Source organism: Brevundimonas sp. (assembly GCF_036405315.1).
Taxonomy (GTDB): Bacteria; Pseudomonadota; Alphaproteobacteria; order Caulobacterales; family Caulobacteraceae; genus Brevundimonas.
The window spans coordinates 1-21,978 of sequence record NZ_DASWXW010000156.1 but is presented as its reverse complement, the minus strand read 5'-3'; the positions used below and the strand labels follow the sequence as shown (position 1 = coordinate 21,978).

The window sequence follows — 21,978 nt, the reverse complement described above, 5'->3', positions numbered from 1 at the left end:
AGAGCGGGCGCCGTAGGACAGGCCGCGCTTGATGCGGATTTCCTGATTGAGGCGCGAGGAGAAGCCGCCGCCCAGCAGCGTATTGCCGAGCGTCAGGGGGAAGTAGTCGGCGTCGGCGCGCTTGATGCCGCGGATGGCGGCGGTGACCGCGGCCTGACCTGCGCCCGGCTGGTCGATGACGACGATGCGCGGCGCCAGGGTCTGGCCGGCCTTGGCGACGGGGGCGGGGGCGGCGGTCGCCGGATCACGCCAGTCGCCGAAGGCGGCCTGAGCCAGTTCACGGGCCTCGGCCGGGGTCACGGCGCCCGAGAAGACGATCGTGGCCTGTGACGGGCGATAGCGGGCGGCGTGGAAGGCGGTCACGTCGTCGCGCGTGATGGCCGGGACGCTGGTCAGGGTGCCGCCGCCGGGCGCGCCGTAAGGGGCGCCGCCATAGATGACGCGGCCGACAGACTGGGCGGCGATGGAGCCGGGCTGGCTGAGCGCCACGCGCAGGCCGTCCAGGGTCTGCGACTGCTGGCGCTCCAGTTCCTCGGCGGCGAAGGCCGGGTTGCGGACCAGATCGGCCATCAGGCTCAGCGAGCGGCCGAACACGTCCTTGGGCGCATTGGCGTAGACATTGGTGAAGTCGGCGCCGGAGCCCGCGCCGACGTCGGCGCCCAGTTGTTCGATGGCGGTGGCGATCTCGGGGGCCGACTTGGAGGTCGTGCCCTGGGTCAGCAGGGCGGCGGTCATGGCGGCGACGCCGGGCTTGCCGGTCGGGTCATCAGCCGAACCAGCGTTGAAGTTCAGGCGGGCCGAGACCAGGGGCAGGCCCTCGGTCGGGGCGACCAGAACCCGCATGCCGTTGGCCAGGCGGAAGTCGGCCACGGCGGGGGTGGCGGGGGCGACTTCTGCGCCCGGTTGGGGCAGGCGGGCGCGCTCGGCTTCGGGCAGCAGGACGGCGACCGGACCGGCGGGGGCCAGCTCGGCCACGGTGACGGGGGCGTCCACGTTCATCTTCTGCATGCTGGCCGGATGTTCGTCGTCGGCGGGCAGGTAGTTGATGGTGATCTGGCGCTGCGGCGTCAGGTAGCGGCGCGCCACGCGCTGCACGTCGGCCGCGGTGACGGCCTGGATCTCGGCGATCTCGCGGTCGGCGGCGGTCGCGTCGCCGGTCATGATCAGGGCCATGCCCAGGGTCGTGGCGCGGTCGTCGATGCTCTCCCGGCCGCGCAGCGCGTTGGCGACCAGTTCGTTCTTGGCTTCGCTCAGTTCGGCGGCGGTGATCGGGGCGTCGCGCAGGCGGGCGATTTCGGCCTCGAGGGCCGTCTTGCCCGCGTCCGCCGTCTGGCCGTCGGCCATGATGGCGTAGGCGGTCAGGTTGCCGGCCTGCTGGGCGAAGTCGGGGTTGGAGCCGATCGAGGCGGCGATCTGCTGATCATAGACCAGCGATCGATAGAGGCGGCTGGATTCGCCGGTGGACAGCACCCCGTCCAGCACGGTCAGGGCGGCGCGGTCGGCGTCCTTATAGGCCACCGTGTTCCATGCCAGGACCACGGCGGGCAGGGGCACGTTGGGCGCATAATAGGTGGCGGTGCGCGGGCCGGTCGGCTCCGGCTCCTTGACGTCATTGACCGGCATGGGCGTCGCCGGACGCTTCAGCGGGGCGAAGTACTCGTCCACCCAGGCGTCCAACTGGGCCTGATCGAAGTTGCCCGCCACGATCAGCATGGCGTTGTCGGGCCGGTAGTAGGTGGCGTGGAAGCGCAGCACGTCGTCCAGGGTCGAGGCGTTCAACTCCTCGATCGAGCCGATGCCGGGGCGGCGATAGGGGTGGTCCTGATAGATGGTCTCGGGCGTGAACAGGCCGAACAGGCGGCCGTAGGGGCTGGCCAGAATGCGCTGGCGGTATTCCTCCTTCACCACGTCGCGTTCCGAGACGAAGGTCGGCTCATCGACGACAAGCGACCCCATGCGGTCGGCCTCGGCGAAGAGGATGCGCTGCAGGTGGTTGGCCGGGACCACCTCGTAATAGGCGGTGACGTCGTCGGCGGTGAAGGCGTTGTTCATGCCGCCCACGTCCTCGGTCAGACGGTCGAACGTCTCGGACGGCATGTTCTTGGTCGCCTTGAACAGCAGGTGTTCGAACAGGTGGGCGAAGCCCGAACGGCCCGCCGGATCGTCCTTGGAGCCGACGCGGTACCAGACCTGCACCGTCACGTTCGAGGTCGAGGCGTCGCGCGCGGTGTAGACCTCCATGCCGTTGGCCAGCACCCGCTTGTTAAAGCCCAGCGGCGGCACTTCGACCCCGCCCTGGGCGGCGGTCGCGACGGCGGGGGTCTTGGCCCAGGCCGGGGCGGCGGCGGGCAGGCCGAGCAGCAGGGCCGAGGCGCAGGCGGTCAGGATCAGGCGGGTCTTCATGGGCGTCAGGTTCCGGTCGCCCTCCGGCCGCGCCGGGGGCAGGTCGGCCGGACCCTATCAGCGCCGAAACCCGCCGCGCACCTTACGGTGCTGTAATGAAGCGCGGCGGGTGCGACCTCAGGCCGGCTGGTCGAAGACCTGGACCCCGATCTCGCCGTCGGTGGTCAGCCAGGCGCGTTTCATGCCCTGGCTGTTGTAGGGCTGGGCGATATTGCCGTCGCGATCCAGGGCGATCAGACCGCCGTCGCCGCCCAGACCGCCGATGCGGTCGATGGTCGCTTGCGCGGACTCATTCAGGCCCTGACCGGCGGCCACGCCGAAGGCGGTGCGGGCGGCGGCGGCGACGCGGATGAAATACTCGCCCTGACCGGTGCAGGAGACGGCGGCGTGCTCGTCGGCCCAGGTGCCGGCGGCGGGGATGGGGGTGTCGCCGACGCGGCCCGGCATCTTGCCGAAGACGCCCGCCGTCGAGGTGGCGGCGGCCAGACGGCCCTCGCGGTCCAGCACGCAGCAGCCGACGGTGCCGTGGCTGAGCACGCCCGGTGGATGATTGTCCTCGCCCTTGCCGGCGCGGGTGAACCAGGCCTCTTCGTCGCCGATGGCTTCCAGGCCCTGATCATGGGCGAACAGGGCGGCGCCTTCGCCGGCCAGCATGACGTGGGGGGTGCGGTCCATCACGGCGCGGGCGGCGACGACCGGGTTGCGGAAGCCCTGCAGGGCGGCGACGGCGCCGGCCTTGCCCGAAGCGCCGTCCATCAGACTGGCGTCCAGCTCATAGGCGCCGGCCAGGTTGGGCGAGGCGCCGCGACCGGCGACATAGAGGCCCGAATCCTCGAGCATGACCACGGCCTCGACCGCCACGTCCACCGCCGAGGCGCCGGCGTCCAGCCGCGCCTTCATCGCCTCAACCACCTGGCGCATGTGCGCGACCTCGGCGTCGTAGTTGCGCTCGCGCCGGGCCCCGGCGCCGCCGTGGAGGATGAGGGCGGTCCGCGCCATGGTCGTCTCCTGAAAGTCTGTTCGGCCTCTTTGCATCGGGCCGCGCGCTGATTAGCGTCGCAATCGTGTCGGCGCCATGGCCCGACGGGGGATCAAGGAAGAAACCAGCATGCGCGCAGTCCTGTCCAAGGCCGTCGGCGGCCCTGATAGCCTTGTCGTCGAGGAGGTCATGGACCCCACGCCCAAGCCGGGCGAGGTGGTGATCGAGGTCAAGGCCGTGGGGATCAACTACCCCGACACCCTGATCATCGAGGACAGGTATCAGTTCAAACCCGAACGGCCCTTCTCGCCGGGCGGCGAGGTGGCCGGGCTGGTCGACGCCGTGGGCGAGGGCGTCAAGGGCGTGTTCAAGGGCGACCGCGTCATCGCCGTGCCGGGCTGGGGCGGTCTGGTCGAGCGTCTGGCGGTCCCGGCGTCCAGCCTGATCCCCATGCCCGACGGCATGAGCTTCGAGGAAGCCGCCGCCCTGACCATGACCTATGGCACGAGCTATTACGCGCTGAAGGACCGGGCGAACCTGCAGCCGGGCGAGACCCTGCTGGTGCTGGGCGCGGCAGGGGGCGTGGGCGCCGCCGCCGTCGAACTGGGCAAGGCCATGGGGGCGCGCGTCGTCGCCGCCGCCTCGACCAACGACAAGGTCGAGTTCGCGCTGGAGCTGGGGGCCGACAACGGCCTGATCTATCCGTCCGGTCCGATGGACAAGGCGGCGCAGAAATCGCTGTCGGGCGAGTTGAAGCTGGCCACCGGCCGCGACGGCGCCGACGTGGTCTATGACGCGGTCGGCGGCGACTACGCCGAGCCGGCCCTGCGGGCCATGGATTGGAACGGCCGCTATCTGGTGGTCGGCTTCCCGGCGGGCATTCCGTCGCTGCCGCTGAACCTGACCCTGCTGAAGTCGGTCTCGGTGATCGGCGTCTTCTGGGGCGCGGCGGCGGCGCGCGATCCCAAGGCCCACGCCGCCAACATGGCGGCGCTGATGCAGCTGTGGAAGGACGGCAAGATCAAGCCGCGCGTCAGCCGCACCTATCCGCTGGAAGACGCCCGCGACGCCATCAAGGCCCTGGGCGACCGGACGGCCATGGGCAAGATCGTCGTGACGACCGACGAATGAGCAGGCTTCTCGATCCGGCTTTGAAGCTGGCGGTAGGCGAGGCGGACTTCGCCGCCGCCGCCGAGCGTCTGGCCCGCACCGGCCGCACCCGCGTCCCCGGCCTGTTCGGCGACGGGGCCGAGGCTCTGCACGCCGCCGTCCTGGCGCCCGAGCAGCCCTGGGTTCGCACCTTCCTCAACCCGCTGGGGGCGGACATTCCGGTGTCGACGCTGGACGCCGCCTCGCCTGAGGAACGCGCCCATGTCGAACAGCAGGCCTACGCCGGGGCGACCGAGGGGCTGCAGTTCCTGTTCGACCGGCTGCGGCTGGGGCCGGCGCGCGAGGCGGGGGCGGTGACGCCGCAGATCCTGTTCGACCTGCTGGATCTGTTCAACACCGATCCGTTTCTGGATTTCGCGCGGCGCCTGACCGGCGACGACCGCATCGCCTTTTCCGACGGTCAGGTGACGCGCTACCTGCCGGGGCATTTCCTCAACCGGCACAGCGACGCCAATCCGAAGACCGAGCGCCTCTACGCCTATGTCCTGAACCTGTCGCCGGGCTGGCGGGCGGAGTGGGGCGGTCTGCTGCAGTTCCTCGACGACGGCGGCGACATCACCGAGACCTTCGTCCCCAGCTTCGGCGCCCTGAACGTCTTTGCGGTGCCGCAGATGCACGCCGTCTCGACCGTCGCCCCCTTCGCGGGCGGGCCGCGCTATTCCGTCACCGGCTGGTGGCGGGCCAAGCCGCTGGCCAGAAACTAGCAGTGGGGGGCTAGGCCTCGACGTCCTCGCGGATGCGTTTCAGCGCGGCCTCGGCCTGGTCGCGGTGCTTGCGCTTCACATGGGCGCCGAGCGTGGCCAGGACGGCGGCGATCACCGCCGCGTCGTCGGTGAAGCCGATGCCGGCGAAGACGTCGGGAATGGCGTCGACCGGCATGACGAAATAGGCCAGCGCCCCCAACAGGATTCCCTTGGCCGCCATCGGGGTCTGCGGGTCCTGGGTGGCGTACCAGGCGGCCAGGGCCTGGCCGGCGAAGGGGATGCGCGAGGCGGTGCTGCGCAGCTTGGGCCAGAAGCCCTTGCGGACGCGCATTTCATTGACCCGCTGCACCGTCGGGACCAGGGCCTTTTCGGGATCGACGGCCTCGGTGGGGGAAGCAGGTTTGGCTTTGGCGGTCATGGCCGCTAAATCCTCGCGCAGACACTCGGTTCACCAGAATATAGGGACGATCTTCATGAAACTCGACGGTTCGATTGCGGCGGTGGTGACGGGCGGGGCCTCGGGCCTGGGCGAAGGCACGGCGCGGGCCCTGGCGGCCAAGGGCGTCAAGGTCGCCCTGTTCGACCTGAACGAGGAACGCGGCGAGGTCATCGCCCAGGAGATCGGCGGCGTCTTCTGCAAGGTGGACGTAACCTCGGACGAGAGCGTCGCCGCCGGCTTCGCCAAGGCCCGCGCCGCCCACGGCCAGGAGCGCCTGACCGTCAACTGCGCCGGCATCGCCACGGGCCAGAAGACCGTCAGCCGCAAGCGTGAAACCGGCGAGATCCGCGCCCACGACATGGCCCAGTTCGAGCGCACCGTCTCGATCAACCTGTTCGGCACCTTCCGCGTCCTGTCGCAGTCGGCGGCGGGCATGGTGACGCTGGAGCCGATGGCGGACGGCGAGCGCGGCCTGATCGTCAACACCGCCTCCGTCGCGGCCCAGGACGGCCAGATCGGCCAGGCCGCCTATTCGGCGTCCAAGGGCGGCGTCTACGCCATGACCCTGCCGGTGGCGCGCGACCTGATGAACGAGGGCGTGCGGGTCAACACCATCCTGCCCGGCATCATGTGGACGCCGATGATGGCCGGCATGGACCAGAAGGTTCAGGACGCCCTGGCCGCCATGATCCCCTTCCCCAAGCGTCTGGGCACGCCGGCCGACTACGCCGCCCTGGCCCTGCACCTGGCCGAGAACACCTACATCAACGGCGAGTGCATCCGTCTGGACGGGGCCATCCGGCTGGCGCCGCGCTGATAGCGAAGACCGCTAACGCTCGCCGCGCGGCGGTTCGCTGCTTGAGCGGGGCCGCGCGCGGGATTGATCCCTAGAGGCTGTTTCCGGCGGCCCTCGCAGCTCTCCTTCTGAGGTGTTGCGGGGGTCGTTTGCGTTTGAAATTTCAGGACTATTTGAAAAAATGCAGCTGAAAACGGGAAAATGAAAAAAGGGGGTTGCGCGGTCTGAGAAGGGTCGGCTAAAAGCCCCTCCTCGACGGGGCGCAGCACACTGTTCCCTACGGAGTGCGGGCGTAGCTCAGTGGTAGAGCACAACCTTGCCAAGGTTGGGGTCGGGCGTTCGAATCGCCTCGCCCGCTCCATGTCGAGACTGGAACACGGGGTCCGATCGCAAGATCGGGCCCCGTTTCGCGTTTCAGGCCTTCCTCACGAAAATCCTCAGTCTCGGGACGATCTGTCGTCCGAGGGTCGGCAAACCAGAAAATCCTCTTCGTGAAACCGTCGCGGCCGCGTCGCCGCATCCGGCTAGCGAGCGCCCCTGACAGCGAACGGTCGCGCTTGAGCCCGGTCGCATCTTCGGGGATCGACATCATGAAACTGGGTCTTCTGCTGGGGGCCGCCGTCGCCCCCCTTGTCATGGCGGGCGCCGCGAGCGCCGAGGACGCCGTCCGCGCGCCGGACTACAACGAAGGTCCGGCGACGGCCGTGGCCGAAGTCATCGTCACGGGACGTCCGGTGCTGCGCAACCGCGCTGACGACGTGGTTCCGACCCTGTCCTACGACCTGGAGTATTTCCAGCGCTTCGAGCCGCTGACGGCCGGCGACGCCCTGAAACGGGTGCCCTCGGTCGCCTTCCTGTCGGACGTGCTGGAATACGACGGCGTACGTCTGCGCGGCCTGGACTCGGGCTACACCCAGATCCTCATCAACGGCGAGCGCGTGCCGGGCGCGGGCGTGGACCGCTCCTTCTTCGTCGACCGCATCCCCGCCGAGCTGATCGAGCGGGTCGAGGTGGTGCGCTCCAGCTCGGCCAACCGTTCGGGCGATGCGGTGGCCGGCGCCGTCAACATCGTGCTGCGCGACGCCCTGTCGCTGGACGGCGGCTATGTCCGCGCCGGCGCCCTGATGTTCGACGACAGCGAATACGGCCAGTGGGGCGGGACCTTCGGCGCCGTCTGGGGCGGCCAGGTCGGGCCGGGCCGTCTGCTGGTCGGCGCTAATGTCCAGGACCGGCGCAATCCCAAGTTCAAGTTCAGCGAACGCTATGACGCGCCGAACGGCACGCTGGACAATGTCGAGGCCCAGACCGACGTCCGCGACGGCGCCGACTATTCGTTCAACGCCGCCTATCAGGTCGACGTGGCGGGCGGCGAGCTGGCCCTGTCGGGCCTGTTCGTGCGCACCGACCGCTTCCAGGACGAGGACTCGCTGGAATACCGCAACGGCGTCCAGACCGAGGCCAACCTGCTGTCGGTCAATGACAACGACCTGGACATCCTGACCGACAACCTGTCGCTGGACGCCCGCTACAGCCGCGACATGTTCGGCGGCAAGACCAAGTTCAAGCTCGGCTACGCCATGATCGACGACGATCAGTACGAGTTCGAGAACGAGTCGGAATATCTGCGCGACGGCACGCCCTATCCGGACGAGGACCGCTTCACCGCCGACGCGACCGACGTCCGGATCAAGGACGAGGAATGGTCGGGCGCCCTGGAGCACAAGCGCGACCTGAACGGCCTGACCCTGGACTTCGGCGTCCAGTGGGCGATGAAGGAGCGCGACAGCCTGATCGCTGAGGCCCCGCGCATCCGTTTCAACGTGCCGAACGCGCCGGGCGTGCGTCCGATCGTGCCGCCCTTCGGCGCCTTCGAGGCCGTTCCCGGCGGCGACAGCCTGATCGAGGAAACCCGCATCGACCCCTATGTCATGCTGTCGGGCGACCGCGGCGCGGTGAAGTGGGAAGCGGGCCTTCGCTACGAAACCACGGACGTCACCATCACCGACGAGACGGCCGACGCCGCCGATCGCGTGACCGAGGTCGACTACGGCTTCCTGCTGCCCTCGGCCAGCCTGCGTTATCGCCTGAACGATACCGACCGCCTGATCGTCTCTGCGGCCCGCACCGTGCGCCGTCCCAGCTTCGACCGGCTGTCGCCCGCCCTTCTGGAAGAAGAGTTCGGCGACAGCGACTTCATCGGCAACCCGCACCTGAAGCCGGAATCGGCCTGGGGCGTGGACGTCGGCTTCGAGCGTCAGCTGGGCCGTCGCGGCGTGGTCGGCGTCAACGCCTTCTACCGCGCGATCTCGGACCTGGTGGAAGAGGTCAACACCGGCGCGGAAGGCAGCGCGGGCGCGGGGACCTTCATCTACACCGTCGACAACGTCGGCGACGGCAAGGTCTGGGGCGTGGAGTTCGACTTGTCGACGCCGCTGGACTTCATCGGCATGGAGACGACCGGCGTCTTCCTCAACTACTCGTGGCTGGACAGCGAGGTCGAGGACTTCATGGGCACCCGCCGCTTCAACAGCCAGTCGGACTATGTGCTGAACTTCGGCTTCACCCACGACATCCCGACCTGGGGCGCGGCCTTCGGCGCCACCTATCGCAAGCAAGGCGAGGCCGCGGCCCGAGTCCTGGCCGAGGAGGTCCGCACCGCCTACGGCGCCGACCTGGAGGTCTTCCTCGAGAAGCGCGTGGCCAGCAATGTCGTGGTGCGCCTGACCGGCTCCAACCTGCTCAACGCCTCCAAGGACGAGGTGTTCGACAAGTTCGGCAGCGTCCAGGACCAGATCGACCGTTCCTACGACGAGTATGAGCTGGAAACCGAAAAGGGTGGACCCGTCTATCAACTGGTCGCCCGCATGGCCTTCTGAGGCTTCTGAAATCCTGCGATGGAGGGCCGGGCGGCGACGCCCGGCCCTTTTGCGTTCGCCTTTGGCTTTCGTCGGCATGGCCCCGGCGCGGATCACGGCCTATATGGACCGTGGCGGTTGACCCCGCCGGGGTCGGCGCTAGTGTCCGCGCCGCTTCCTTCCCCAGCGCCTGAATGATCAGAGGACCTCATGGCCGACGCCGCTTCCCAAACCTACGACGTGGTGATCATCGGCGGCGGGCCCGGCGGCTACAACGCCGCCATTCGCGCCGGCCAGCTGGGTCTGAAGGTCGCCATCATCGAAATGCGCGCTACGCTCGGCGGCACCTGCCTGAACGTCGGCTGCATGCCGTCCAAGGCCCTGCTGCACGCCTCGGAGCTGTATGAGGCCGCCAATACCGAATTCGCCGGCATCGGCATCGAGGTGAAGCCCAAGCTGAACCTGGGCCAGATGCACAAGGCCAAGGACGACAGCGTCGAAGCCCTGACCAAGGGCATCGAGTTCCTGATGAAGAAGAACAAGGTCGTCTGGCTCAAGGGCCGCGGCCGCATCGCCGGCCCGAACAAGGTCGAGGTCGAGGCCGCCGACGGCGCCAAGACGACCTATGAGACCAAGAACATCGTCATCGCCACCGGCTCCGAGCCGACCCCCCTGCCGGGCGTGGCCTTCGAGGACGGCAAGGTCATCGACAGCACCGGCGCCCTGTTCCTTCCCAAGGTGCCCAAGCATCTGATCGTCATCGGCGCGGGCGTGATCGGTCTGGAGCTGGGTTCGGTCTGGCGTCGTCTGGGCGCGCAAGTGACCGTGGTCGAGTTCCTCGACAAGGTCGGCGCCGGCATGGACGCCGAGGTCGCCACCGCCTTCCAGCGCGGCCTGACCAAGCAGGGCATGAGCTTCCGCATGGGCACGAAAGTCACCGGCGCGACCTCGACCAAGGACGGCGTCGAGCTGACGATCGAGCCTTCGGCCGGCGGCGCGGCGGAAACCCTGAAGGGCGATGTGGTTCTGGTGGCCATCGGCCGCCGTCCCTACACCGCCGGTCTGGGCCTGGAGACGGTCGGCGTCGAGACCGACAAGCGCGGCGTCATCCCGAACAACCACTTCAAGACCACGGCGCCGGGCGTCTGGGTCATCGGCGACGTCACCTACGGTCCCATGCTGGCGCACAAGGCCGAGGAAGACGCCGTGGCGGTCATCGAGCTGATCGCGGGCAAGCCGGGCCACGTCGACTACGACCTGGTCCCCAGCGTCATCTACACCGGCCCGGAAGTCGCCTGGGTCGGCAAGAACGAAGAGCAGCTGAAGGCCGCCGGCGTCGCCTTCAAGAAGGGCAAGTTCCCCTTCGCCGCCAACAGCCGCGCCAAGATCAACCACGAGACCGAGGGCTTCGTGAAGGTCCTGGCCGACGCCGCGACCGACAAGGTCCTGGGCGTCCACATCTACGGCCCGCAGGCCGGCGAACTGATCGGCGAGGCCTGCATGACCATGGCCTTCGGGGGCTCGTCGGAAGACATCGCCCGCACCTGCCACTCCCACCCGACCCGCTCGGAAGCCGTCCGCCAGGCGGCCATGGCCGTCGAAGGCTGGGCCATGCAGGCCTAAACCTCGGCTTTCAGCCCGAACGCTTCACGGCGCGCTCCGCAAGGGGCGCGCCGTTTTCGTTCGAGCCGGGCTCAGAAGCGGTCGCGTCGAAGGCCCGCAGGACAGGCCGCTTCGGGCGCAAGGCTCCGCCCAAGGCGCCGCCGGCGATCGCCGCCGGATGGCCTCCTTATCGCGGCACGTAGTTCGTGGGCCGGCGGACAGCCACCATCTGGTGCCTCTGCCCGCCGTGGTACAGAACTGTCCCGCACAGGGTGTCAGGCCTTCCTGTGAGGCGGCCTTCGAACCGAACCTCGCCTTCCCGAGAGGCCACCGACATGTTCACGGCCCCGCCGTCGAGCGTCAGGCGGCGAACGGCGACGGTGTTTGTCCTGTAGGGCGTGAGTGAACCGGCGTAGGCTCCATCCATATGGCCGAGCGCGAGAAGGCCCGGCGACGGTTCTGAGCCGACCTGCATCAAAAAATCCCATTGGCCCGCCAGGTCGGGCGCCTCTCCCGCGGGAACGAAGGGTGCGGCCTCGCACGCCGCGAGCGAAGGCGTGATGGTCTGTGCTTGCAGCGGGGCCGCCGCGGCGAGTGCTGTGGATAGGATCAGAGCAGCCTGTAGGCGTTTCATGGATGTGTTCACCGGGTTCTCGCGGTCCAAGCCGCATGTCCGCTGTTTCTCGTCCGGGCGCGCACCTCGACAACCCGGAATTTCGCCAATAGCTTTTGGCGCTTCGGAGATGCCGGGCGGATGCCATTCACGATGCGCCAACTACCAGCTTGGCCCTTGGCGAGGCGTGCCGCCCCCGTGCTCGGGGTGGGCGTGCTGCTCGGATTCGCGGGGCCGTTCGGATCGTATCCGCCGCTCAGCGCGCCGGTTCGCTATGCCTTCTGGATCGGCATGGTGTTCGTGGGCTACGCCGCTGCGCTGGCGGCGCAGAAACTTGTTCCCGAAACGTTCATTCCACGTCCGCAACTGCGCCTGGGAGCAGCGGCGATCGGCTCTGCGTTGCCGCTGACCTTTGTCGCGGCCTGGGTGGTCCCGTTCGTCCGGCCCGGTCACATGTACGACCCCCTGCAGCTCCCGGCCCTGTTTTGCGCGGTCGCCGCCGTCCAGTTCGCCATCGTCTTCACCCTGCTGCGCAAGTCGAATCCATCGCCCCGCCCCCCCGCGGCGGACAGCAGAGATGCGTCAGGCGCGTTTCCGCGCGCCCTGCTGTCGCGCTTGCCGAGCCGGCTGGGCGAGGAGATCGTCGCGCTCGAGGCGGAGGACCACTATCTGCGGGTTCACACGATCCTCGGGTCGGATCTTGTCTTGATGCGTCTGTCAGACGCCATCGCCGCGATTGAACCTGACCGGGGTCTTCAAGTGCACCGGAGCTGGTGGGTGGCCCAGGATGCAATCCGCCAGATCGTCAGGTCGGAGCAGCGGTCTCACCTCCGATTGAGGAACGGGCTGCTGGTGCCGGTCGGTCGCACATATTCGGCGGCCGTGCGATCTCGAACCGCCCGTCTGCCCCTGGGAGGCTAGCCGCCGCTTCGCGCTGCTGATGTCCGCGGAGGGGGCGGCGCAGGTCGGGCGTCGGCTTGCGGAAAATGTTCCCGTTCGGCGCCGGCTCGGCCTCGCAATAGGCGGCGCCCGCGCCCATGTCCGGCTCCGGCCTTCTCCAAGCATCGGATCATCCCTCATGGACCTGAAACTGACCGGCAAGCGCGCCCTCATCTGCGGCGGATCCAGCGGCCTGGGGCGGGCCGTGGCGACGGCTCTGGTGGCCGAAGGGGCGCATGTGGCCCTGCTGTCGCGCGACTCGGCCAGGCTGCAGGTCGTGGCTGACGAGTTGAACGCCATGGGGCCGGGGCGGGCGGTGATCGCCCCCGCTGATCTGGCCGACCACGACGCCTTGCTGAAGGCGGTGGATGTCGCCGAGGCGGCGCTGGGCGGGCCGATCGAGATTCTGCTGAACAATACCGGCGGGCCGCCGCCCTCGGGCGTCAACGGGCTGGAGCCGTCGGTCTGGCGCGATCATTTCGAGTCCATGGTGCTGTCGGTCTTTCGTCTGACGGACCGGGTCCTGCCGGGGATGCGGGCCATGGGCTGGGGGCGCATCCTCAACGTCGCCTCCATCACCGTGATCGAGCCGGCGGCCTCTCTGGGCGTGTCCAACACCCTGCGCGCCTCGGTGGCGGCCTGGGCCAAGACCCTGGCCGGCGAGGTCGCGGCCAACGGGGTGACGGTCAACACCCTGCTGCCGGGCCGCATCGACACCCCGCGCATCGAGCGGCTGGACGCCGCCCGCGCCGCCGCCACCGGGGTCGAGCCCGCCGAGGCGCGCGCGGAATCGGTCAAGACCATTCCCGCCGGCCGCATCGGCACGACGGAGGAGTTCGGCGCCGTCGCCGCCTTCCTGGCCAGCCCTCTGGCCGGCTATGTCACCGGCTCGCTGATCCGGGTGGACGGCGGCGCGGTCAGGGCGATCTGACCCCCGGCGCCTGGGGCTGCGGCGGCGGCGGGCGCCGTCGCAACAGGCCGCCGAAGGCGATGCGCGACTGGCCGTAGTCCAGGGTGATGCGGCTGAACCGGGTCAGGATGTCAGCGCCCAGCAGCAGGGCGGGGCGTTCGACCAGTCCCAGCACCTGGAAGGCGTGCAGGTCGCCGAACAGCAGCGGCGTGGCGCCCAGTTCGCGCCGCGCCAGCCTCAGGCTGGACACCGCCCCGCTGTCGAGCATCAGCGACTGGCCGATGACGCCATAGACCCGGATCGGCTGGCGGGCGGCCGGGCCGATGCGCGCATCCACGGCTCGCATCAGGGCCAGGTTGGCGATGGAATACTGGGCCCCGCTGTCGACGAAGGCGACCGCATCGACGCCCTCGACCTGGACGCTGGTCAGGATCAACTGGCCAAAGCGCGACCGCCGCGTGTCGGTGATGTCGTTGCGCACCCGGCTGGCGCGGCCGAAGGCGATGCCGCGTTCGACCGCGTCGGGGCCGGAGGGCGCCATCATGACCCGGCGCTGGCGCATCTCCAGGGTCAGGCGGAAGCGCGACAGGACGTCCAGTCCCAGCAGCCCGTCGGCCCCCAGCACCTCATAGGGAAAGACCGGCGGCGTCAGGTTGGTGAAGCGCCGCCCCGAGAAGTCCAGCCGGGGCAGTTCGACCGTCTGCACCACCTCGGCCGCCGTGATGCCGTGGACCAGGACCGGCGGGCCGGGCCGCAGGTTCAATTCGGCCGCCAGGCGATCGGAGATGGCGGTGCGTTCCGCCCCCGTGTCGATGACGAACAGGGGCTCGCGCAGGCTGCCGACGTTCACCTTGACGCCCATCCGCGTCAGCAGATTTTCGAGCAGGCGGGCGGTTTCGTCGGGTTCGGGCGTCTCTGGTTGCGGCGGCGAAGACGGCGTGGTCTGGGCCCCGGCCTGACCCGAAAGGGTCAGCGCCGCCGCGCCCGCCAGGGTCAGGGCGAGCGTCGTTCGACGCGAGGGATGGCTGACGGACTCTGGTCCACGCAAGGGCAGGCCTCCACGCTGCATTCATCCCCAGGCGGAGAATAGGCGCCAATTTCGGCGGATGGATAGTCAGCTTCGCGGGTGGGCCTCGGCGTAGGCGGCCAGCAGGCGGGCGGCGTCGACCTGGGTGTATTTCTGGGTGGTCGACAGGCTGGCGTGGCCCAGCAGCTCCTGGATCGAGCGCAGGTCCGCTCCGGCCCCCAGCAGGTGGGTGGCGAAGCTGTGGCGCAGGGCGTGGGGCGTGGCCGAGGCGGGCAGGCCCAGGCGTCCCCGCAGGCGCTGGACCGTGGCCTGGACGTGACGCGGGCTGAGCGCCCCGCCGCGCTTGGCCCGGAACAGGGGCGCGTCGGGCTCCAGGACGAAGGGCTGCTCGGCCAGATAGGCGTCCACCGCCTCGCGCACCTGGGGCAGGACCGGGGCCAGCCGCATCTTGCCGCCCTTGCCGGTGATGCGCAGGGCGTCGGGCAGGGGGGCGTCGGACCGCTTCAGCGACAGGGCCTCGGAGATGCGAAGGCCGCAGCCATAGAGCAGGGTCAGGACGGCGCGGTCGCGCGCGGCCTCCCACGGGTCCATGTCGGGATCGGCCTCGGGTTCGTGCAGCAGGCCGCGCGCCTGATCCTCGCTGACGGGACGGGGCAGGGACGGCTTGACGCGTGGGCCGCGCACCAGGGCCAACTGCGAGGCGGCCACGCCGCAGCGCCGGTCGAGGAAGGCGTGAAAACCGCGGATGGCGGCCAGGGTCTGGCTGAGCGAACGGGCGTTCAGGGCGCGCTCGCCTGTCCGGCGCTCGGCCAGATGGGCGCGGACCTCGGCGGCTGTGACGGCGCCGAGGTCCGTCAGGGCCTGCGGCCCGCCGCGATGGCGTTCCAGAAAGGCGACATAGAGCCGGCCAATGTGGCCATAGGCCTCCAGCGTGCGCGGCGACAGGCGCCGCTCGTGCGCCAGATGCTCAAGCCATGCGAGGAGGGCGTCAGACGCCGTCAGGCCCGATTTCAGGCTTGGGTCGGCCATCGCTCGGCCATGCGTTCCACCACGCGGGTGATGAAGGCCACCAGTTCGCAGCCCATGGCCGGGGTGAAGCCGTCGTCCTCATGCGAGCCGAAGGCGCACAGGGCCGGGCGGGCGCCGTCCCATCCGGGCAGATGCAGGCTCATGCGCACCAGGGCCACCGACTTCACCTCGCCCTCGGCGGGGCCGAATAGGTCCAGGCCGGTGAAGTTGGGGCCGAGCCATTCCAGGCCGTCGTCGCCCAGCAGGGCGTCGACGCGGCCCGGCTCCAGCGCCTTCCAGCCGAAGGGCACGGCGCCGGGTTTCTCCATGGCGATGGCGCCCCCGGCCAAGCCGAAGCGGGCCTGGGCCGTGGCGTCCAACTGACGCGACAGCTCGGCGTGGCTGGTCGCCTCCATCAGGTCCAGGGCCGAGACGTGGGTCTGGGTCTGGGCGGCGAAGTTGGCGCGGGCGATCTCTTCAATCTGCTTGCGAGCGCCGGCCTCGCGCTGGACCACGGCTTCCAGCCGGGTCAGGGCCGCACGGCCGAAATCGACCACGTTGCGGCCGGTGGCGCGCAGGCCCAGCTCTTCCAGCAGGGTGCGGTCGTCCAGCAGGCGATCGGGATGGGCGTTCAGCCAAGCCCGCACCTCGGGCCAGTGAAGGCCCTCGGCGGCGTCAGAAGAGAGGTCCAGGGAAGTGCTCAAGCGGACCTCTTTCCGGGTCGGGATTTACAGGATCGACTGACCAGTCTTGCCCCAGTCGGCCAAAAAGGCATCAAGCCCCTTGTCGGTTAACGGGTGCTTGACCAAACCCTTGAAAACGTCGGTCGGCAGGGTGGCGGCGTCGGCGCCGGCCAGGGCCGCGGCGGTCACATGATCGGGATTGCGCAGGGACGCCGCCAGAATCTCGGTATCGAAATCATGGATGTCGTAGAGGGCGCGGATTTCGTCCAGCAGAGCCACGCCGTCGGCGCCGACGTCTTCCAGGCGACCGACGAAGGGCGAGATGAAGGTGGCGCCCGCCTTGGCGGCCAGCATGGCCTGAGCGGCCGAGAAGCACAGGGTGACGTTGGTCTTGATCCCCTTGTCGGCGAAGACGCGCGTGGCGCGCAGGCCGTCCCAGGTCAGGGGCAGCTTGACGACCACGTTCGGAGCGATGGCGGCCAGCTTGTCGCCTTCCTTGACCATGGTCTCGAAATCGGTCGCCACGGCCTCTGCGGAAATCGGACCCTCGACGAGGGCGCAAATCTCGGCGATGACCTCGGCGATGTTCCGACCCGACTTGGCGATCAGCGACGGATTGGTGGTGACGCCGTCCACCATCCCGGTGGGCAGCATGTCCTTGATGACGGCGACGTCAGCGGTGTCGAGAAAGAGTTTCATGCGACCAGTTTTAGCGCCGAGTTGTGAAGGATGCGACCGTCTTTCGCGGCCAGGGAAGTTTCAGACTCCGTGACAGAAAAAACAGAGTCCAATTCGTCTGAATCGTCTGAAATCGCCCCGCCGGGTATGGCGGAAGGCGGCGATCATGGCAGGGCGCGACGTCGGTATCGGACGTCAGTGTTGCGGGCGTGCGAGGACGCGCGGTGAAAGTCGCCTCCGTCCTCATTCCCCTGCCGGTGCCCGAGGCCTTCGATTACGAGGTCCCGGAGGGGCTGGCCGTCGTGCGTGGCGATCAGGTGGCCGTGCCGCTCGGGCCGCGCCTGATCCGGGGCGTGGTGGCCGAGACCTTCGAGACCACGGGCTCGAACCGGCGGCTGAAGGCGATTGATCAGGTGCTGGCCGATCCGCGCCTGCCGGAACGGACGCTGGATTTCGTCGAATGGGCGGCGCGCTGGACCTTGAGCCCGCCCGGCGAGATGGCGGCCACGGCCCTGAAGGGTCTACGCGCGCCGCGCCCCCGGCCCGAACGGCGGGTGATGCGGGTCGAGGGCCGCAGCCCCGCTCGGTCCACGGCGACGCGGGCGACGGTGCTGGAGGCCCTGGGCCAGAAGTCGATGACGGCCGCCGATCTGGCCCGCGCGGCCCATGTCTCGTCGGGCGTGGTCAAGGGCCTGGTCGACGAGGGCGTGCTGACGATCATCGAGATCGAGGCGGTCGCCGCCTTCGACGCCCCCGATCCCGATCATGCGCCCGCGACCCTGAACGCGGATCAGGCGGCCTCGGCGGCCGCCATCGCCGACGCCGCGGCCAAGGGCGGCTTCGCGCCCTTCCTGCTGGACGGAGTGACGGGCTCGGGCAAGACCGAGGCCTATCTGGAGGCGGCGGCGCGGGCGTTGCGGGCCGACCCGGCGGCCCAGGTGCTGATCCTGCTGCCCGAAATCGCCCTGACCCAGGCCCTGATCGAGCGCATCACCGCCCGCTTCGGCGCGGCCCCGGCGGAATGGCATTCGGGCGTCGCCCCGCCGAAACGTCGTCAGGTCTGGGAGGCCGTGGTCGCCGGGCGCTGCAACATCGTGGTCGGGGCGCGCTCGGCCCTGTTCCTGCCCTACGCCAACCTGCGACTGGTGGTGGTGGACGAGGAGCACGACGGCTCGTTCAAGCAGGAAGAGGGTCTGGTCTATCATGGCCGCGACCTGGCCGTGGCCCGCAGTCGGATCGAGGGCGCGACCGTGGTCCTGGCCTCGGCCACCCCGTCGCTGGAGACCCTGTGGAACGCGCGCCAAGGCCGCTACGGCTGGCTGAAGCTGGCGGCGCGGCACGGAGCGGCGGTGCTGCCCGACATCGATCTGGTGGACCTGCGCACCTGTCCGCCCGATCCGCAGACCTGGCTGTCCCAGCCGCTGCGCGACGCCGTCGGCGAAACCTTCGCCAAGGGCGAGCAGAGCCTGCTGTTCCTGAACCGGCGCGGCTATGCCCCCGTCGTCCTGTGCCGCGCCTGCGGCCACCGATTGACGGCGCCGGACACGGACAGTTGGCTGGTCGAGCATCGCTACACTGGGCGGCTGGTCTGCCATCTGACGGGTTTCTCGATGGCCAAGCCCAAGGCCTGTCCGTCCTGCGGAGCCGAGGATTCGCTGGTGCCGGTGGGGCCGGGCGTGGAGCGGGTCGAGGAGGAGGTGCGCCGCCTCTTCCCGGAGGCCCGCACCGCCATCTTCAGTTCCGACACCGTGCCGGACGGCCAGTCGGCGCGCGCCCTGATCCAGTCGATGGCCGAGGGAGAGATCGACATTCTGGTGGCGACGCAAGCCGCAGCGAAAGGCCACAACTTCCCGCGTCTGACCCTGGTCGGAGTGGTGGACGCCGATCTGGGACTGCGCGGCGGCGACCTGAGGGCTGCCGAGCGCACCTATCAGCTGCTGGCCCAGGCCACGGGGCGGGCAGGGCGGGCGGACAAGCCGGGCCGCGCCCTGCTGCAGACCTGGACGCCCGAGCATCCGGTGCTGATGGCCCTGGCGGCGGGCGACCGTGACGCCTTCGTCGAGGCCGAGATGGGCGAGCGCGAGGCGGCGTCCCTGCCGCCGCACGGCCGTCTGGCGGCGATCATCCTGTCCAGCGAGAACGCCATGGCGGTCGAGAAGGTCGCCCGCGACCTGGCCGAGGCCATCCCCAACGCCGAGCGGCTGGAGGTCTATGGCCCCGCCGACGCGCCCCTGGCCCTGGTGCGGGGGCGGCGGCGCAAGCGGCTGCTGGTCCGGGCCGACCGCGACGTGAACCTGCAGGCCTTCCTGCGGGCCTGGCTGGGGCGGGTGAAGGTCCCGGCCTCGGTCCGAATGACCGTGGATGTCGATCCTTACAGCTTCCTGTAGGGGCGCTATCGCTCGCCGCGCGGCGGCTTGCTGCCTGAGCGCCGGCCTCTCTCCCGCTCGTCCCGGCGGACGCCGGGATGAGCGATAAGGGCGCACCCCAAGAAAAAGCGCCGCGGGTGATCCCGCGGCGCTTCGTCGTTCCAGCCTGTCTCGAGGTTCAGACGCCGGGCTCGGCGGTCTCGGCCTTGTTCAGCGCGGCTTGCGCGGCTTCCTTGGCCTGGTCCTTTTTGATCTGGGCGTTGCGCGACCACATGTTCAGCCCCTCGACCAGGGCCGAGAAGGCCATGGCGGCGTAGATATAGCCCTTGGGCACATGGACGCCGAAGCCGTCGGCGATCAGCACGGCGCCGATCATCAGCAGGAAGCCCAGGGCCAGCATGACCACGGTCGGGTTCTTGTCGATGAAGTCGGCCAGCGGGTCCGAGGCCAGCAGCATGACCAGGACGGCCACGACGACGGCGACCATCATGATCGGCACGTGATCGGTCATGCCGACGGCGGTCAGGATGGAGTCGACCGAGAAGACCAGGTCCAGCAGGATGATCTGGAAGATGGCCGACCCGACGTTGTTGATGACCAGGTCCTTCTTGTCCTTCTCCAGCATGTCGTTCGACGGGGTCACGTCGACGGCGTGGTGGATCTCCTTGGTGGCCTTCCACACCAGGAAGAGGCCGCCCGCGATCAGAATCAGGTCGCGCCAGCTGAGGGCGGTGTCGAAGGTCTCGCCGTGGAATCCCAGGTCGAAGACGGGCGCCGTCAGGCCGACGATCCAGCCGATGGCGGCCAGCAGGGCCAGACGCATGATCAGGGCCAGGCCGATGCCGATGCGGCGGGTGCGCTGGCGGTGCTCGGGCGGCAGCTTGTTCGACAGGATCGAGATGAAGATCAGGTTGTCGATGCCGAGAACGACCTCCATGACCACAAGGGTCACGAGCGCCGCCCAGGCGGCCGGATCGCTCAGCAGGGGGGTTATGCTTTCAAGCATCGGGGTTCCAGAATGTGTTGATAAGCCTAAGCGGTAACGGGACCGTGAGGTTGCATCAAGCGCCCGGGCGCAGCCTTGTCGTCGCACCCTAGCGTCGTGACGATCGGGGCGGCGATCAAGGCGGGGGAGCCGTCGTCGACCGCAAAAGCCCCTTGCATCGCGAAAAAGAGCGCGGGTGCGACCTTATCGTTCCGTCCCCGTCGGTTGCGACCGGGGACCTTGCATGCTATCAGCCGCGCGGCTTTAGCGAAGGATGCATCGAAAGATGCGTCCCCAGCGTGCTTTCTACAAGCATTTCAAGCCCTTGGCTGGCGCGAGACATCGCGGCCGGCTTTGACCCAAACGCTTCAAATCGCGGACCTTTATTACGTGGCGGACGATTTCAGAACGACGGAAGTCGGTGGGCGCTATGCACAGGCGCTGTTCGACCTCGCTGACGAGACGGGGGCGCTGGACGCCGTGCGCGGCGATCTCGCCTCGCTGAAGGCCGCCTGGCTGGACAGCGCGGACCTGCGCCGCCTGGCTCAGTCGCCGGTCATCTCGGCCGAGGATCAGGGCAAGGGCCTGTCGGCCATCGCCGACAAGGCCAAGTTCAATGCGACGACCAAGAAGTTCGTCGGCCTGCTGGCCCAGAACGGCCGCGCTCGCGACCTGCCGGGCGTGATCGCCGGCTTCGAGGCGCTCTACGCCAAGAAGGCCGGTCTGGTCGCCGCCGAGGTGGTCTCGGCCCTGCCGCTGTCGGCGGCCCAGACCAAGAGCATTCAAGCCGCCCTGCGCACGACGCTGGGCCGCGATCCCGAACTGACCGCCCGCGTCGATCCGTCGATCCTGGGCGGCCTGAAGGTCAAGGTGGGCTCGAAGTTGTTCGACGCCTCGCTGAAGACCAAGCTCGACCAGATGACCTTCGCGCTGAAGCGCGCCTAAGCCCCGAATTCAAGTTCAAGCCGGGCCGGCTGGCCCGCACCGAAGACGAAAGCCAGAGAGCCCATCATGGATATCCGCGCCGCCGAAATCTCGGCCATCCTCAAGTCGCAGATCGCCTCCTTCGGCGTCGAGGCCGACGTCTCGGACGTCGGTCAGGTGCTGTCGGTCGGCGACGGCATCGCGCGCATCCACGGTCTGGACAACGTCCAGGCCGGTGAAATGGTCGAGTTCACCAAGGCCGGCGTGAAGGGCATGGCCCTGAACCTGGAACGCGACAACGTCGGCGCTGTGATCTTCGGCGCGGACGCCGCCATCGCCGAGGGCGATGAAGTTCGTCGTCTGGGCGAAATCGTGGACGTGCCGGTCGGCAAGGGCCTGCTGGGCCGCGTCGTCAACCCGCTGGGCGAGCCGATCGACGGCAAGGGCCCGATCCAGTTCACCGAGCGCCGCCGCGTCGACGTCAAGGCTCCGGGCATCATCCCCCGCAAGTCGGTGCACGAGCCGATGCAGACCGGCCAGAAGTCGATCGACACCCTGATCCCCGTCGGCCGCGGCCAGCGCGAGCTGATCATCGGCGACCGTCAGGTCGGCAAGACCGCCATCGCCATCGACACCATCCTGAACCAGAAGAACGTCAACAAGTCGGAAGACGAGTCGGCGAAGCTCTACTGCATCTACGTCGCCATCGGCCAGAAGCGTTCGACGGTGGCCCAGATCGTGAAGACGCTCGAGGAATCGGGCGCTCTGGAATACACCATCGTCGTCGCCGCCACGGCTTCGGAACCGGCTCCGCTGCAGTTCCTGGCGCCGTTCGCCGGCACCGCCATGGGCGAGTTCTTCCGCGACAACGGCATGCACGCCCTGATCGTCTATGAC

The 21,978-nt window shown here is 69.1% G+C and carries 19 protein-coding genes and 1 tRNA gene; 11 read left to right on the top strand and 9 right to left on the bottom strand.

Translation table 11 applies throughout. The features are described from left to right. Positions 1 to 2,403: M16 family metallopeptidase (locus VGE49_RS09840; RefSeq protein WP_331034382.1), on the bottom strand; the 2,403-nt coding region annotated here is incomplete at its 3' end. Between the two features lie 117 nt (positions 2,404 to 2,520). Beyond that, on the bottom strand, positions 2,521 to 3,402 hold the full coding sequence (locus tag VGE49_RS09835) for an isoaspartyl peptidase/L-asparaginase family protein (RefSeq protein WP_331034381.1): 882 nt from the start codon (positions 3,400 to 3,402) through the stop codon (positions 2,521 to 2,523). 109 nt (positions 3,403 to 3,511) lie between these two features. Between VGE49_RS09835 and VGE49_RS09830 the strand changes: the two genes are divergently transcribed. Then, the gene (locus VGE49_RS09830) at positions 3,512 to 4,513 is read left to right on the top strand and encodes an NADPH:quinone oxidoreductase family protein (protein ID WP_331034380.1); all 1,002 of its coding nucleotides are present in this window, start codon (positions 3,512 to 3,514) and stop codon (positions 4,511 to 4,513) included. After that, the gene (locus tag VGE49_RS09825) at positions 4,510 to 5,256 is read left to right on the top strand and encodes a 2OG-Fe(II) oxygenase (protein ID WP_331034379.1); all 747 of its coding nucleotides are present in this window, start codon (positions 4,510 to 4,512) and stop codon (positions 5,254 to 5,256) included. Before VGE49_RS09830 ends, VGE49_RS09825 begins: the two co-directional genes overlap by 4 nt. A gap of 10 nt (positions 5,257 to 5,266) precedes the next feature. Here the strand turns inward: VGE49_RS09825 and VGE49_RS09820 are convergent, their stop codons facing one another. Continuing rightward, a complete protein-coding gene (locus VGE49_RS09820) occupies positions 5,267 to 5,674 on the bottom strand; it encodes a YkvA family protein (protein WP_331034378.1) in 408 nt (135 codons plus the stop codon). A 55-nt stretch (positions 5,675 to 5,729) separates the two neighbouring features. Here VGE49_RS09820 and VGE49_RS09815 point away from each other — a divergent pair, with 55 nt between their 5' ends. The 4 genes from VGE49_RS09815 to lpdA all read left to right on the top strand — a co-directional run bounded on the left by VGE49_RS09815 (position 5,730) and on the right by lpdA (position 10,969). After that, a complete protein-coding gene (locus tag VGE49_RS09815; protein ID WP_331034377.1) occupies positions 5,730 to 6,512 on the top strand; it encodes an SDR family oxidoreductase in 783 nt (260 codons plus the stop codon). 265 nt (positions 6,513 to 6,777) lie between these two features. Continuing rightward, positions 6,778 to 6,852: transfer RNA gene (locus tag VGE49_RS09810), tRNA-Gly, on the top strand. Positions 6,853 to 7,081: 229 nt separating this feature from the next. After that, positions 7,082 to 9,367 (top strand): TonB-dependent receptor plug domain-containing protein, encoded by a 2,286-nt coding sequence (locus tag VGE49_RS09805; RefSeq protein WP_331034376.1) that lies wholly within the window; start codon positions 7,082 to 7,084, stop codon positions 9,365 to 9,367. A 189-nt stretch (positions 9,368 to 9,556) separates the two neighbouring features. After that, positions 9,557 to 10,969, top strand: coding sequence for a dihydrolipoyl dehydrogenase (lpdA, locus tag VGE49_RS09800; RefSeq protein WP_331034375.1), 1,413 nt, complete (start codon positions 9,557 to 9,559; stop codon positions 10,967 to 10,969). A 166-nt stretch (positions 10,970 to 11,135) separates the two neighbouring features. Here the strand turns inward: lpdA and VGE49_RS09795 are convergent, their stop codons facing one another. Further along, positions 11,136 to 11,612 (bottom strand): hypothetical protein, encoded by a 477-nt coding sequence (locus tag VGE49_RS09795; protein WP_331034374.1) that lies wholly within the window; start codon positions 11,610 to 11,612, stop codon positions 11,136 to 11,138. Positions 11,613 to 11,774: 162 nt separating this feature from the next. On the opposite strand from VGE49_RS09795, the gene VGE49_RS09790 reads away from it, so the two are divergent. Further along, on the top strand, positions 11,775 to 12,482 hold the full coding sequence (locus tag VGE49_RS09790; RefSeq protein WP_331034373.1) for a LytTR family DNA-binding domain-containing protein: 708 nt from the start codon (positions 11,775 to 11,777) through the stop codon (positions 12,480 to 12,482). Positions 12,483 to 12,639: 157 nt separating this feature from the next. Further along, positions 12,640 to 13,431 carry an SDR family oxidoreductase gene (locus tag VGE49_RS09785; RefSeq protein ID WP_331034372.1) on the top strand — a complete coding sequence of 264 codons (792 nt, stop codon included), beginning with the start codon at positions 12,640 to 12,642 and terminating at the stop codon, positions 13,429 to 13,431. On the opposite strand, the gene VGE49_RS09780 is transcribed toward VGE49_RS09785, so the two are convergent. The 4 genes from VGE49_RS09780 to fsa form a co-directional block, all read right to left on the bottom strand. Continuing rightward, a complete protein-coding gene (locus tag VGE49_RS09780; RefSeq protein WP_331034371.1) occupies positions 13,418 to 14,458 on the bottom strand; it encodes an aspartyl protease family protein in 1,041 nt (346 codons plus the stop codon). The genes VGE49_RS09785 and VGE49_RS09780 overlap by 14 nt on opposite strands. A gap of 66 nt (positions 14,459 to 14,524) precedes the next feature. Next, positions 14,525 to 15,466, bottom strand: a complete 942-nt coding sequence (locus tag VGE49_RS09775; RefSeq protein ID WP_331034370.1) for a tyrosine recombinase XerC — start codon at positions 15,464 to 15,466, stop codon at positions 14,525 to 14,527. Further along, entirely contained in the window at positions 15,448 to 16,149 is a 702-nt protein-coding gene (locus tag VGE49_RS09770) for a DUF484 family protein (protein ID WP_331034369.1), read from the bottom strand. Before VGE49_RS09770 ends, VGE49_RS09775 begins: the two co-directional genes overlap by 19 nt. Before the next feature lie 24 nt (positions 16,150 to 16,173). Then, entirely contained in the window at positions 16,174 to 16,827 is a 654-nt protein-coding gene (gene fsa / locus VGE49_RS09765; protein ID WP_331034368.1) for a fructose-6-phosphate aldolase, read from the bottom strand. Positions 16,828 to 17,030: 203 nt separating this feature from the next. Between fsa and VGE49_RS09760 the strand changes: the two genes are divergently transcribed. After that, the gene (locus tag VGE49_RS09760; RefSeq protein ID WP_331034367.1) at positions 17,031 to 19,193 is read left to right on the top strand and encodes a primosomal protein N'; all 2,163 of its coding nucleotides are present in this window, start codon (positions 17,031 to 17,033) and stop codon (positions 19,191 to 19,193) included. A gap of 157 nt (positions 19,194 to 19,350) precedes the next feature. On the opposite strand, the gene VGE49_RS09755 is transcribed toward VGE49_RS09760, so the two are convergent. After that, a complete protein-coding gene (locus tag VGE49_RS09755) occupies positions 19,351 to 20,178 on the bottom strand; it encodes a TerC family protein (RefSeq protein ID WP_331034366.1) in 828 nt (275 codons plus the stop codon). Positions 20,179 to 20,547: 369 nt separating this feature from the next. On the opposite strand from VGE49_RS09755, the gene VGE49_RS09750 reads away from it, so the two are divergent. Together VGE49_RS09750 and VGE49_RS09745 are read left to right on the top strand one after the other, a co-directional pair. After that, positions 20,548 to 21,102, top strand: coding sequence for a F0F1 ATP synthase subunit delta (locus tag VGE49_RS09750; protein WP_331034365.1), 555 nt, complete (start codon positions 20,548 to 20,550; stop codon positions 21,100 to 21,102). Between the two features lie 66 nt (positions 21,103 to 21,168). Then, positions 21,169 to 21,978 (top strand): F0F1 ATP synthase subunit alpha (locus VGE49_RS09745; protein ID WP_473964840.1); only part of this gene is annotated, 810 nt, incomplete at its 3' end.